The sequence below is a fragment of the Candidatus Sodalis endolongispinus genome, assembly GCF_018777395.1.
Taxonomy (GTDB): Bacteria; Pseudomonadota; Gammaproteobacteria; order Enterobacterales; family Enterobacteriaceae; genus Sodalis_B; species Sodalis_B endolongispinus.
In genome coordinates this window covers 203,320-216,620 of sequence record NZ_JAFJYC010000002.1, presented here as the reverse complement: position 1 = coordinate 216,620, position 13,301 = coordinate 203,320, and the positions used below count along the sequence as shown (strand labels likewise).

The window sequence follows — 13,301 nt, the reverse complement described above, 5'->3', positions numbered from 1 at the left end:
ATCCTCATGTGTTCTTTTCCAGGCAGCTCACGTACTGGTTCGACAGTTGCAACAGGAAGCGCGCGTAGCTTTCCTTGTCCAAAGCGATACCTATTCCCAACGGGTCCAGGGTGCCTATATGCACGTTTGTCCCGCTGGCGACGGCGTTGATAACGGCTGGCCTGAATTGTGGCTCAGCAAAAATACAGGTCGCTTTTTGCGAAACCAACTGTGTTCTGATTTTATGTAAAGCCTGCGCGCCGGGCTGTATTTCGGGATTGACAGTGAAATATCCTAACGGCGTCAGGCTATAGTATGTTTCAAAATACCCATACGCATCGTGGAATACGTAATACCCTTTAGCGCGAACGGGTGCCAGCATTGTAGCGATATTTTTGTCATTTTTTGTCAAGACGACGTTGAATTTGCGCAGATTATCGTCCAAAAGTTGTTTCTTTTCGGGCATTAACTCCATTAGACGGTCATGTATCGCCTCCGCCGCGCGCTGAGCGATGGCCGGCGACAGCCACAGATGCATATTATATTCACCATGATGGTGACCGTCTCCGTGACCGTCATCAGCGTCATGTTAATGATTTTCATGCAATTCCTTGCCGCCTTTTTGCAGCAGCGGCGTGACAGCCGGCAGGCTTGCCAGGGTAATACGGCGATTGGCGGGCATTGATGAGGCGGGACCGGATAAAAATGCCTCCAGCTCCGGCCAGACCCAGACCAAGACATCCGCTTTTTTCAAGCGCATCGCATCCGTCGGCCGCAACGCATAATCATGAGGCGACGCGCCATCGGGTAAAATCACCTCCACCGGCATCACGCCATCGGCAACGGCGGCGGCGATAAACCCCAACGGACGGATAGAGTTGACGACCGCAGCCTGGGCATGCACACAAGCCATGACCCCCAATGCGACACCCCATAAGGCGAAACGACAGGAACGGTTGACAGGGCGCAACACGGCGGTGGTAAGGGAAGCGGGCATGGCAATAAACTCATCGGTAACGAAGCGGATTGTTATGTTATAATAACGCGGCAATTTAACAACCGTAATCATCATGACCGACTTGGTAACTCTTGAACACATTGCCGTCACCTTCGGCCGGAAAGCGGTACTGCACGATATCTCTTTTACCCTGCGTAACGGACACATCCTCACTCTGCTCGGCCCGAACGGCGACGGTAAGTCGACACTGGTGCGGATAGTGCTCGGCCTTATAACCCCCGACACCGGTACCCTAACGCGCCAGCCCAAACTGCGCATCGGTTATGTGCCGCAGAAAATTCATCTGGATCCCACGCTGCCGTTAACGGTCGAACGCTTTATGCGTCTGCGACCGGGGGTGAAGAAAAGCGATATTGGACCGGCGCTAGCCCGGGTGCAGGCGCAACATTTGCACGATGCGCCAATGCAGAAGCTGTCCGGCGGTGAAATGCAGCGGGTGCTGCTGGCGCGCGCCCTGATTAATTCGCCACAGCTCCTGGTGCTGGATGAGCCGACCCAGGGCGTCGATGTCAACGGTCAGGTGGCGTTGTATGATTTAATCGACAACCTTCGCCGTACGCTCGGCTGCGGGGTGTTGATGGTGTCACACGATTTACATCTGGTGATGGCGAAAACCGATGAAGTGCTGTGTCTTAATCGCCATATTTGCTGCTCCAGCACGCCGGAAGTAGTCTCGGCCCATCCGGATTTTATTGCCATGTTTGGCTATCGCGAATCGTCGCAGCTCGCCATTTACCGCCATCATCACAATCACCGCCACGATTTGCAGGGCGAGGTGATGCCGGCCGCGCAGCCGCCCGGAGAGTGCCGCCATGATTGAATTATTGCTGCCCGGCTGGTGTGCCGGCGTGCTGCTTTCGCTGGCGGCCGGTCCGCTTGGCGCCTTCGTGGTCTGGCGCAAGATGTCGTATTTTGGTGATACCCTCGCCAACGCCTCACTCTTGGGTGTCGCTTTCGGTCTGTTGCTGAATATCAATCCGTTTTATGCGGTGATTGCGGTCACGCTGGCGCTGGGACTGGTGTGGCTGGAACGCTTCCCGCAACTGGCTGTCGATACCCTGCTGGGCATCCTGGCGCACGGGTCGCTCTCGCTAGGTCTGGTAGTGGTCAGCTTGATGCAAGGGGTGCGGGTAGACCTGATGGCATATCTGTTTGGCGATCTACTGGCGGTCACACCGCAGGATATTGCGCTGGTGGCCGTGGTGGGCGCGGTGGTATTGACGCTTATCCTGTGGCAATGGCGCGCGCTGTTGTCCGTCACCATCAGTCCTGAATTGGCCCACGTCGACGTGATCCGCCTGCCCCGCATCAAGCTGTTATTGATGCTGGTCACGGCGCTGACCATCGGGCTGGCGATGAAATTTGTCGGCGCATTGATTATTACGTCGTTGCTGATTATCCCCGCCGCCGCCCGCCGCTGCGCGCGCAGCCCGGAGCAAATGGCGGTGTTTGCCACCCTGGCCGGGGCGCTGGCGGTCACCGGTGGGCTGGCGTTTTCAGCGCTCTACGATACGCCGGCCGGCCCGTCCGTGGTGCTGTGCGCCTCGGTGCTGTTTCTGTTCAGCCTGATGCTGAAAACGCGCTCATAACCCTCGTTCGCGCGCAGATCACCCCACCGCCGCGCGGGACAATCCTCGTTCGCGCGCAGGACACCCCGGCGCCGCTCGTGTCAACGGCGCGATAAATAGCAGGCCATGGCCGTGCCGTGCGGCATTATTCGGGAAAGCCGCCATGTCCCTCAAGCCCGAAATGGCGGTAAGCATGCACGGTGGCGATGCGCCCGCGCGGGGTGCGTTGTATGAACCCCTGCTGAATCAAAAACGGCTCGAGCACGTCTTCTATCGTCTCCCGATCCTCGCCAATCGCCGCCGCCAGATTGTCCAAGCCGACCGGCCCACCGACAAATTTATCGATAATGGCCAGCAGCAGCTTGCGGTCCATGAAATCGAACCCTTCGGTATCGACATTAAGCATATTCAGCGCGCTCACCGCCACGTCATCGGTGATGTGGCCCGCGGCCCGGACTTCAGCGAAGTCACGCACCCGACGCAGCAGCCGGTTGGCGATGCGCGGCGTACCGCGCGCCCGACGGGCGATTTCTTGCGCGCCGCCTTCGGTAATATTCAGAGCCAGGCAGGCGGCACTGCGGCTGACGATATGCTGCAAATCTTTCGTCTGGTAAAACTCCAGCCGCTGCACAATACCAAAACGATCGCGCAGCGGCGGCGTCAGCGAGCCGGCGCGGGTGGTGGCCCCCACCAGCGTAAACGGCGGTAGCTCGATTTTAATGGAGCGGGCGGCAGGCCCCTCGCCTATCATGATATCCAGCTGATAGTCCTCCATGGCTGGATACAGTACTTCTTCTACTACCGGCGACAGTCGGTGAATCTCATCGATGAACAACACGTCATGGGGTTCGAGGTTGGTCAGCATCGCCGCCAGATCGCCGGCTTTTTCCAGCACCGGCCCCGAGGTGGTGCGCAGATTGACCCCCATCTCATTGGCGACAATATTCGCCAGCGTGGTTTTACCCAGCCCCGGCGGCCCGGAGATCAACAGATGATCGATCGCGTCGCCGCGCATTTTCGCCGCCTGAATGAAGATCTCCATTTGCTCGCGCACGTGCGGCTGGCCGATATAGTCTTCCAGTTTTTTCGGGCGGATAGCGCGGTCGATAACCTCTTCCTGGGTCACCACGTCAGCACTCATCAGTCGATCGGCTTCTATCATCCTCTACCTCACAGCGCAGCGCGCAGCGCATCACGGATAAGCATTTCACAATCAGCGCAGGCGCTCGCCACTTTGCTCACCATTCGGCTTGCCTCCTGCGGTTTATAACCCAACGCCACCAGGGCGGCAACCGCTTCACTCTCGGGGCTGGCCGGCGGGGTCTGCACATCGATGGCGGCAGGCTTTTCACCCGCGCCCTGTGGCGCGAACAGATCGCCGGACAGGCCTTTAAACCTGTCCTTCATTTCCACCACCAACCGTTCCGCGGTCTTTTTACCGACGCCGGGCAATCTCACCAGCGCGTTGATTTCCTGGCGTTCCACGGCGCTGACAAACTGTTGCGCCGACATGCCGGACAACATCGCCAGCGCCAGCTTCGGCCCGACGCCGTTCACTTTAATCAGTTCGCGAAACAGCACCCGTTCCTGCTTATGAATAAAACCAAACAGCAACTGGGCGTCCTCACGCACCAAGAAATGGGTGAAGATGACCGCCTCCTGGCCGGTTTCCGGCAGGGCATAGAAACAGGTCATCGGCATAAAAACCTCATAACCTACTCCATGGGTTTCCAATAGCACCTGCGGTGGCTGCTTTTCCAGAATGATGCCTCTGAGACGTCCGATCACCTCGACCTTCCTTTACGCGTCAGGTTGTTGCTTATGATGGTTATGCTTATAACATAATAAAGGCTGGATGGATATCCAGCCTGAAGTTCAACACGCGGCCACCGACGCCTAACGTAGCCGGCCGCGTGCCAGATTCAGCCCGCCGCTGCCCATGCGCAAGGCTTCTGGCTGACGTGGCAGTGGGTAATGGCGATAGCCAACGCATCGGCGGCGTCCGCCTGCGGGTTAGCCGGCAGCGTCAATAGGGTACGCACCATATGCTGTACCTGACTTTTTTCCGCCGCACCACTGCCGACCACCGTTTGTTTAACCTGCCGCGCCGCATATTCAAACACCGGTAAATCCAGATTCATCGCCGCCACGATGGCGACGCCGCGCGCCTGACACAGCTTTAACGCCGAGTCGGCGTTTTTGGCCATAAAGACCTGCTCTATCGCCAGACAGTCGGGCTGAAACTGCGTGATGATTTCGGAGACGCCGGCATAAATCAGCTTCAGTCGTGTTGGCAAATCGTCCACTTTGGTTCGGATGCAACCGCTTCCCAGGTAGGTCAGTTTACGCCCTTCCTGTCGCACGATGCCATAGCCGGTAATGCGCGAACCGGGGTCAATGCCCAGAATCACCGTCATACCGCTGCCGCCCAGCGCGTGAGATAAGGCGGGGACGCGGTCATCACAGGGTCGCCGCCACCTCGTCGGAAATCTCGCCGTTGTGGTAGACTTCCTGCACGTCATCGGAGTCTTCCAGCATGTCGATAAGGCGCAGCAATTTCGGTGCAGTCTCCGCATCCAGATCGGCGCGGGTCGACGGCACCAGCGCCACTTCCGACGCTTCCGGCGTCAGCCCGGCCGCTTCCAGCGCGTCTTTTACCTCACCGAAAGCCTCAGGCGTAGTGTATACGTCAATGGCCCCATCATCATGGGTGATAACGTCATCGGCGCCGGCCTCGAGCGCCGCATCCATGATGGTATCTTCGCTCAGCCCCGGCGCAAAGGAAATGACCCCTCTTTTGGTGAACAAATACGACACAGAGCCGTTAGTACCCAGATTTCCGCCGGTTTTGGTGAACGCGTGACGCACTTCGGACACGGTACGGTTGCGGTTATCGCTCAGGCACTCCACCATGACCGCGGTACCGCCCGTGCCGTAGCCCTCGTAAATGATTGTTTCCATCTGCGAATCGTCATCACCGCCCACGCCGCGGGCGATAGCGCGGTTTAATGTGTCGCGCGTCATGTTATTGGCTAATGCTTTATCCACCGCCACGCGCAAACGGGGATTAGAACCGGCGTCGCCCCCGCCCAGACGGGCGGCGGTGACCAGTTCGCGGATGATCTTGGTAAAAATCTTCCCGCGCTTGGCGTCCTGTGCGGCTTTACGATGCTTAGTATTGGCCCACTTACTATGACCTGCCATATTTCTCTCCGAAAAAAGCCTTTTCAGGCCGGATGAATAACAAATTCTTCAATCGCCTGCCGGTTACTCCAGGATTTGGTCAACGCTGCGGCGTCCGCGGCGGCCATCCAGCGCCAGATCAAATGCTCGCTCAGCATTGGCGCCTGCTCACAGGGTAGCGTCAAACAGAACCAATATTCTGTATTGTGCGTCACTCCGGGGGCGTAACGGTGGCGAAAATGACTGAAAATTTCAAACTCAACACAGCGCTGGCAATCGGTGAGCGTCAGCCCGCCGGCGGTCACATCGAAACCGGTTTCTCCTCACGGACTTCCCGCCGCGCCGCTGCCGCTGGAAGTTCGCCGGCATCAATACCGCCGGTAACCGACTGCCAGAATGCCGGGTCGTCCAGGCGCTGTAACATCAATACCCGCCCGCTGTCGTCGGCAGAGATGACCACCAGCACCGAAACCGGGCGTTTATTGGGCATTATCAGCGACCGCTTTCCATCGCTCCCGCCCTTTGCCGACCACCGCAATCGACAGATCGGCAAGTGCATCGGCATTGCCGAAACTGGGCGCTTCGGTCATCAGATCCGCCGCTGCGGTGGTTTTCGGGAATGCGATAACATCGCGGATATTGTCGGTACCGGTCAGCAGCATCACCAGCCGGTCAAGGCCAAAGGCCAGACCCGCATGCGGTGGCGTGCCATATTTTAACGCATCGAGCAGAAAACCGAATTTCTCCTGCTGTTCCTGTTCGTTGATGCCCAAAATACCAAACACCGTTTGCTGCATGTCGCCGCGGTGGATACGCACCGAACCGCCGCCGACCTCATAACCGTTAATCACCATGTCGTAGGCGTTGGCCACGGCTGATGTCGGCGATGCGGCAAGCGTTTGGGCATCGATATCCTTCGGTGCGGTGAACGGATGATGCATGGCCGCCAGCCCGCCCTCGCCGTCTTCCTCGAACATCGGAAAGTCGACGACCCACAGCGGCGCCCAGCTGTCGGTTGCCGTGAGCTGTAAATCCAGCCCCAGTTTCAGACGCAGCGCCCCCAGCGCATCGGTTACGACGCTTTTACGGTCCGCGCCAAAGAAAATGATATCGCCATCGGCGGCGCCGGTGCGTGCCAGGATCGATTCAATCACCTGCGGCCCGAGGAATTTGGCCACCGGGCTTTGTATTCCCTCCACGCCAGCGGCGCGCTGGTTCACCTTCATCCACGCCAGCCCTTTGGCGCCGTAGATTTCAATATATTTACCATACTCGTCAATCTGTTTGCGGCTCAGTTGCGCACCACCGGGCACGCGCAAGGCCGCGACGCGGCCCTGGCTGTCGCTGGCAGGGGCCGAGAACACCTTGAACTCCACGTCCTTGACCAGATCCGCCACGTCCACCAGCTCCATCGGGTTGCGTAAATCCGGCTTGTCGGAGCCGAAACGGCGCATGGCGTCGGCATAGGTCATTTGCGGGAAGACGCCCAGGTCAACGCCGGTAATCTCACGCCACAAATCGCGAATCAGCCGCTCCATCACCTCCCGCACCTGGGTTGCGGTCATGAAAGAGGTTTCAACGTCTATCTGGGTGAACTCCGGCTGACGGTCGGCGCGCAGATCCTCATCGCGAAAACATTTCACAATCTGGTAGTAACGATCGAACCCCGACATCATCAGCAATTGTTTGAACAGCTGCGGCGACTGCGGCAAGGCGTAAAATTTGCCTTTATGCACCCGGCTGGGCACCAGATAATCGCGCGCGCCATCCGGCGTCGCCTTGGTCAGCATCGGTGTTTCGATATCGAGAAAACCTTCGGCGTCCATGAAGCGGCGGACGAAACTGGCGATGCGCGCCCGCGTTTTGAGGCGCTGCGCCATAACCGGGCGGCGCAAATCGAGGTAGCGGAATTTCAGCCGTTGCTCTTCGGTATTATTCTGGTTGCTGTCGAGGGACAGAGGCTCTGAGCGGTTAATGATGGTAAGCTCGGTGGCCATTACTTCAACAGCGCCGGTCGCCATATCACTGTTGACCTGGCTGTCCGGGCGGGCGCGCACAATACCCGTCAACTGCAGGCAGAATTCATTGCGCAGCTCGGCAGCGCGGGCAAAGGCATCCTGACGGTCGGGATCAAAAAATACCTGCACCAGGCCTTCCCGGTCACGCATGTCGATGAAAATCAGACCGCCCAGATCGCGACGGCGGTTAACCCAACCGCATAACGTCACTTCCTGGCCAACATGTGACAGGTTTAGCTGTCCACAATATACAGTACGCATTAGGATATCCTTAAAATTCAGCCCGTCAGCGGGTGCCGGAATGGGATAAAACGAGCTGTTATTCATTAATGGCTGCGCCCGGCGCGGGCGAGCCGGCGCCGGATTCTGTGCCCGGCATCACCGGCCGGCAGGTGCGCGCTGCACGGGCCGGCGTTTGAAAGGCGGTCATTATAAAGGAATTTCAGGCATAGCATAAGCCCGTCTGCGTTGCCGGTACGCCGGCCGGTGAAATTAGCCTTTCTTCTCATAAATATTAACAAAATTCACCGTGGCGACACTGTCACTCCCGCCCTGGAGTAACATACTCTTGGCTGACCGGCGCGGCCGACTTGCCGCTGCCGGGCATCATTCACTCATGGGAGACCCGCATGTTAACGCTCAATCCTTCACGTAGCGCCCTGGTACTTATCGATTTGCAAGAAGGGATTTTGCCCTTCGCCGGCGGACCGCACAGCGCTGAGGATGTCGTCAAACGCGCCGCCGACCTCGCGCAGGGTTTTCGTGACGCCAACGCGCCGGTGTTTCTGGTGCGCGTCGGTTGGTCGGCCGATTTCGCTGACGCGCTGAAGCAACCGGTGGATAGCGCCAGCGGCGGTACCCTGCCGGCGAACTGGTGGGACATTCCCGCCGATCTCAAGGCGCAGGACAGCGATATCCGCATCATTAAACGCCAGTGGGGCGCCTTTTATGGCACCGAGTTGGAAATGCAATTGCGCCGGCGCGGGATCGAAACGATTGTGCTGGGGGGGATTTCAACCAATATTGGCGTGGAATCCACCGCGCGTAATGCCTGGGAACTGGGCTTTGAACTGGTGCTGGTGGAAGATATCTGCAGCGCCCACGATAAGACCCAGCACGACGGCAGCTTCCAGCATATCTTCCCGCGCTTGGGCCGGGTGCGCCACAGCGCGCAAGTGCTCGCCGCCCTCGCCGGATAACTCCGGGCGGGCGGTCAATCCGCTTTGGGGCCGGCGAGACGGGTAACCGATACGGCGGACGGTCGCTCCGCTTTGGAGCCGGAACATCGGGTGACCCCTGCGGCTGGCGGTCGCTCCGCTTTGGAGCCGGCGCGTCGCCTACACGGCCGGCCCCGTTATTACGGAGATACTATGCTCTATATCGGCCTGCCCCAGTGGCAGCACAGCGGCTGGGGTAAATATGGCCTGCGTTCATTGGCGGATTACGCCCGCCATTTTAACTGCGTAGAGGGTAATACCACGCTGTATGCGCTGCCCGACGCCGGGCGGGTGCGCGAGTGGCGCGCCATGACGCCGGAAACCTTTCGGTTTTGCTTTAAGTTCCCCGCCACCATCAGCCATCATGGCGGCCTGCGCCATTTCCAAGCGCCGCTGGCGACGTTTTTCGCCACCCTGGCGCCGCTGGCGGATCGCATTGGTCAATACTGGCTACAGTTTCCGGCGGCATTCAGCCCGGCGGATCTGGGGAGCCTCTGGACCTTTCTTGATGCGCTGCCGACGGAGTTTCATTACGGCGTCGAGGTACGCCATCCGGCGTTTTTCGCCAAGCAGGACGAGGAACGTGCGCTGAATCAGGGCCTGCAACAGCGGGGCGTCAACCGCGTTATCCTCGACAGCCGTCCGGTCCATGCTGCCCTGCCCACCTCACCGGCATTACGCGCCGCCAAACAACAAAAACCCCGGCTGCCAGTACATGCGGTGCTGACCGCCGACCGGCCGCTGGTACGCTTTATCGGCGCCGACGATCCTGACGATAATGTCGCGCTATTCCAGCCGTGGCTGGCGCGTTTACCGGCGTGGGTTCAACGGGGTACACCATTTTTGTTTATTCATACGCCGGATGTTGCTGATGCGCCGCCGCTGGCGCAGCGGTTGTGGACAAAACTGGCAGCAGAAATCCCCGCCATTGGCCTGGCGCCGCACTGGCCACAGCAGGAAACGCTTTTTTGAGCGGGCAAAACCCTGTGAACCACCCGCTTTTTTCTGCGACACTGCCGTCGACTCAGGCTATTATTTTGCACGCGAAAAGTAGGGTATAAAAGGAGTACAGTTAGGATGGTTAGCGCGCTATATGTCGTGCTGGGCGCATTGCTGCTGATAAAATTATCGCTGGATGTGGTCAAGCTCAGGACCCAATACCGCGTGGCCACCGGTGACGGCGGTTTCTATGAATTACAGACCGCTATCCTGGTGCATGGCGACGCGGTGGAATACATTCCTATCGGCCTGATTACATTGGTGCTGCTGGAAATGAACGGTACGCCCAACTGGACCTTGCACATCTGCGGGCTGATGCTGATGTCCGGGCGACTGATGCATTATTATGGCCTGCGGACGCGGGAATATCGCTGGCGGCGCGCCGGCATGAGCGCGACCTATTGCTCGCTGGTATTGATGGTGCTGCTGAATCTCTGGTTCATGCCCTGGGATGTGGTGCTGAGCTGGCAATAACGCGACCAGCCGCTACCGCGCGTGACACATGCTTTATTGGCGCGTTCTGATAGAATAGGCGTTTTGTACAACGACGCTTATTTTGCCATGACCCATCGTGATGATTGCCATGACCCATCGTGATGACCTTTTTTCAGCGCCCATTGCCAGTCTGGGCGACTGGACTTTCGACGATCGCGTCGCCGAAGTCTTCCCTGATATGATCGAGCGTTCGGTGCCCGGCTATTCCAATATCATTTCAATGATTGGGATGTTGGCCAGCCGCTATGCCCGCCCGGGAACGCAGATTTATGATCTCGGCTGCGCCCTCGGCGCCGCTACGCTCGCGATGCGCCGCACTATCAGCCATGCCGATTGCCGCATTATTGCGGTGGATAACTCGCCGGCGATGATAGCCCGCTGCCGGCACCACATTGAAGCGTTTCGCGCCACGACGCCCACAACCATCATCGAAGGCGACATTCGCACCACTCCGATTGAAAACGCCTCGCTGGTGGTGCTGAACTTTACCTTACAGTTTCTCGAGCCGGCACAGCGGCAAAACTTGCTAAATCGCATCTTTGCCGGGCTAAACCCGGGCGGCGCATTAGTATTATCGGAAAAATTCAGTTTTCAGGATCAGCGCATCGGCGGGCTATTGTTTGATATGCATCATGATTTCAAACGGGCCAACGGCTATAGCGAGTTGGAAATCAGTCAGAAACGCAGCATGCTGGAAAATGTGATGCTCACCGACACGGTGGAAGTGCATAAACAGCGCCTGGCCGAGGCGGGCTTCGGTCATGCCGAAGTGTGGTTCCAATGCTTTAATTTCGGCTCATTGATTGCCATCAAACCGGAGAGCGGGCAGTGAGTCAATTTGCCGATTTTTATCAGCTTATCGCCAAGAATCCACTCAGCCATTGGCTTAATACGCTGACCGCGCAGCTTAACGAGTGGGAGCAAACCTCCCAGCACGGCAAATTCAGTCAATGGTTCAACGCCGTGGAGCGACTGCCAATGCTCACCCCCGCGCGCCTGGATATGTTGCACGGCGTGGCGGCGGACTGCGACCCGCCATTGTCAGCCGGCCAGCGGGCGGGGATCGAATCTCTGCTGCGTCAGCTGATGCCATGGCGCAAAGGCCCGTTTTCCTTGTATGGCGTCAATATTGATACCGAATGGCGCTCCGACTGGAAATGGGAACGTGTGCTACCGCATATTGCGCCGCTGGCCGGTCGGCTTATTATGGACGTCGGCTGCGGCAGCGGCTATCACCTGTGGCGCATGGTGGGAGCCGGCGCTCAGTTGGCGGTCGGCATTGATCCCATGCAACTGTTTTATTGCCAGTTCGCGGCGGTGCGTAAGCTGCTCGGCGGTGATTTACGGGCGCATCTGCTCCCATTTGGCATCGAGCAGTTACCGGAATTAGCCGCCTTTGACACCGTGTTTTCCATGGGGGTGTTGTATCATCGTCGCTCACCGCTCGAACATTTGCTGCAGTTGAAAAATCAATTGGTCAGCGGCGGTGAATTGGTGCTGGAAACGCTGGTCATTGAGGGCGACCGCCAACAGGTGTTGGTGCCCGGTGAACGCTACGCCCAGATGCGCAATGTCTACTTTATTCCTTCCGCCACCGCCCTGGTAGGCTGGCTGGAAAAGTGCGGTTTTGTCAACGTGCGTCAGGTGGATATGTCGGTCACCAGCACCGATGAACAGCGGCGTACCGCGTGGATGACCAGCGAATCTCTGGCGGATTTTCTCCATCCCGACGATCCGCGGCTGACCCTCGAGGGTCACCCCGCTCCGCTGCGCGCGGTCATTGTGGCGGAGAAACCCTGACGACTGAGTGCGCTTACAATTAACCTAGCGGAGCAACCTTGATACCTGGGCGCACGCACGATTAACGTGGCGTTAGCGTTGATGTCTTAGTGCGCCCTCCCCGGCGCTAGCCCTCGCGGCTGCGCTATCAATGTTACTGATGGCCTCGTCAGGGTATAGGCGCTTCACAATGACCGGGGATAAAAAAAAGCCCCAACAAGTGATTGGGGCTTGGTACTTGCAAGCATCACGTAGGTTTAAGCGTGTGCGCGGCAAAATTGCTTATCACGCCGGACGCGTCGCGACGGGCAACACGGTCAGCGCGTGTTTCATATTGGCTACCATTTCACTATCGACACGGTAGCGGCTGAATTCATCCGCTTCGCTGTCGGCGCTCATGCTAACGCCCGCTTTGCGATAGCGCATGCCGGAAGGGACAAATTGTCCGGCTGAACTATGCAGCTCCTGGATACCGCTCTGCACAAATTTGTGCAGGTTGGTTAATCGCACGCACGCCCCCGCCATAATAATTGGACCACGGCTTAGCTCGGTCAGTTCCCTTAATAAAGCTAAACCCGCTTCAGCGCTCTGCTGCTGACCGGAACTGAGAATACGCGCCACCCCTAAATCGGTTAGCTGACGCAGCGCCTGATAAGGATTAAGGCACATATCAAAAGCGCGATGAAAAGTGACTGCCATCGCGCCGGCAAGGTGCATGATGCGCCGCATACACGCCAGACTGACGTGTCCATCTGCATCGAGCAGGCCAATCACCAATCCGGGAAAGCCCATATCGCGAACCTGCGCGACGTCATTAAGCATCACCTCAAACTCGGCGTCGCTGTAGCCAAAAATCGCCGACGCGCAGACGAATGATGGGATGAACCGGCAACGCAACGCGGTCACGCACCGCCTGCAATGTTCCAAAGCTGGGCGTCAACCCCCCTTCTTTGGGAGCACAAAAGCTCAATCCGGTCCGCGCCCGCTTGCTCGGCCGCTATGGCGCACTCCGCGCTATAGCAGCAAACTTCCAGTTTTGGCATGG

At 58.2% G+C, this 13,301-nt stretch carries 11 protein-coding genes and 4 pseudogenes; 7 read left to right on the top strand and 8 right to left on the bottom strand.

Translation table 11 applies throughout. The features are described 5' to 3' along the window. Positions 1–4: 4 nt before the first annotated feature. Positions 5–892, bottom strand: a pseudogene (gene znuA, locus JZM24_RS14210) (zinc ABC transporter substrate-binding protein ZnuA). A 157-nt stretch (positions 893–1,049) separates the two neighbouring features. Here znuA and znuC point away from each other — a divergent pair. Beyond that, on the top strand, positions 1,050–1,817 hold the full coding sequence (gene znuC, locus JZM24_RS14205; protein ID WP_215670472.1) for a zinc ABC transporter ATP-binding protein ZnuC: 768 nt from the start codon (positions 1,050–1,052) through the stop codon (positions 1,815–1,817). Continuing rightward, complete coding sequence (znuB, locus tag JZM24_RS14200) at positions 1,810–2,586, top strand: zinc ABC transporter permease subunit ZnuB (protein WP_215670470.1); 777 nt, start codon at positions 1,810–1,812, stop codon at positions 2,584–2,586. Before znuC ends, znuB begins: the two co-directional genes overlap by 8 nt. Positions 2,587–2,710: 124 nt before the next feature. On the opposite strand, the gene ruvB is transcribed toward znuB, so the two are convergent. The 6 genes and pseudogenes from ruvB to aspS all read right to left on the bottom strand — a co-directional run bounded on the left by ruvB (position 2,711) and on the right by aspS (position 8,027). Next, positions 2,711–3,727 carry a Holliday junction branch migration DNA helicase RuvB gene (gene ruvB, locus JZM24_RS14195; protein WP_215670467.1) on the bottom strand — a complete coding sequence of 339 codons (1,017 nt, stop codon included), beginning with the start codon at positions 3,725–3,727 and terminating at the stop codon, positions 2,711–2,713. A gap of 8 nt (positions 3,728–3,735) precedes the next feature. Next, a complete protein-coding gene (gene ruvA, locus JZM24_RS14190; protein ID WP_215670465.1) occupies positions 3,736–4,353 on the bottom strand; it encodes a Holliday junction branch migration protein RuvA in 618 nt (205 codons plus the stop codon). Positions 4,354–4,461: 108 nt separating this feature from the next. After that, positions 4,462–4,982 (bottom strand): annotated as a pseudogene (gene ruvC, locus JZM24_RS14185) (crossover junction endodeoxyribonuclease RuvC). Positions 4,983–5,025: 43 nt separating this feature from the next. Then, positions 5,026–5,769 carry a YebC/PmpR family DNA-binding transcriptional regulator gene (locus JZM24_RS14180; protein WP_215670463.1) on the bottom strand — a complete coding sequence of 248 codons (744 nt, stop codon included), beginning with the start codon at positions 5,767–5,769 and terminating at the stop codon, positions 5,026–5,028. Between the two features lie 23 nt (positions 5,770–5,792). Then, positions 5,793–6,238: pseudogene (gene nudB, locus JZM24_RS14175) on the bottom strand (dihydroneopterin triphosphate diphosphatase). Then, a complete protein-coding gene (gene aspS, locus JZM24_RS14170) occupies positions 6,228–8,027 on the bottom strand; it encodes an aspartate--tRNA ligase (protein ID WP_215670461.1) in 1,800 nt (599 codons plus the stop codon). The pseudogene nudB and the gene aspS overlap by 11 nt, the downstream one beginning before the upstream one ends. 368 nt (positions 8,028–8,395) lie before the next feature. On the opposite strand from aspS, the gene JZM24_RS14165 reads away from it, so the two are divergent. The 5 genes from JZM24_RS14165 (at position 8,396) to cmoB (ending at position 12,277) form a co-directional block, all read left to right on the top strand. After that, on the top strand, positions 8,396–8,965 hold the full coding sequence (locus JZM24_RS14165; RefSeq protein ID WP_215670459.1) for a hydrolase: 570 nt from the start codon (positions 8,396–8,398) through the stop codon (positions 8,963–8,965). A 171-nt stretch (positions 8,966–9,136) separates the two neighbouring features. After that, entirely contained in the window at positions 9,137–9,955 is an 819-nt protein-coding gene (locus JZM24_RS14160) for a DUF72 domain-containing protein (protein WP_215670457.1), read from the top strand. Between the two features lie 105 nt (positions 9,956–10,060). Then, positions 10,061–10,456, top strand: coding sequence for an MAPEG family protein (locus tag JZM24_RS14155; protein WP_215670455.1), 396 nt, complete (start codon positions 10,061–10,063; stop codon positions 10,454–10,456). Positions 10,457–10,565: 109 nt separating this feature from the next. After that, on the top strand, positions 10,566–11,309 hold the full coding sequence (gene cmoA, locus JZM24_RS14150) for a carboxy-S-adenosyl-L-methionine synthase CmoA (protein WP_215670454.1): 744 nt from the start codon (positions 10,566–10,568) through the stop codon (positions 11,307–11,309). After that, the gene (gene cmoB, locus JZM24_RS14145; protein ID WP_215670452.1) at positions 11,306–12,277 is read left to right on the top strand and encodes a tRNA 5-methoxyuridine(34)/uridine 5-oxyacetic acid(34) synthase CmoB; all 972 of its coding nucleotides are present in this window, start codon (positions 11,306–11,308) and stop codon (positions 12,275–12,277) included. The genes cmoA and cmoB overlap by 4 nt, the downstream gene beginning before the upstream one ends. Before the next feature lie 264 nt (positions 12,278–12,541). On the opposite strand, the pseudogene cutC reads toward cmoB, so the two are convergent. Continuing rightward, positions 12,542–13,299, bottom strand: a pseudogene (cutC, locus tag JZM24_RS14140) (copper homeostasis protein CutC). Positions 13,300–13,301: the final 2 nt, after the last annotated feature.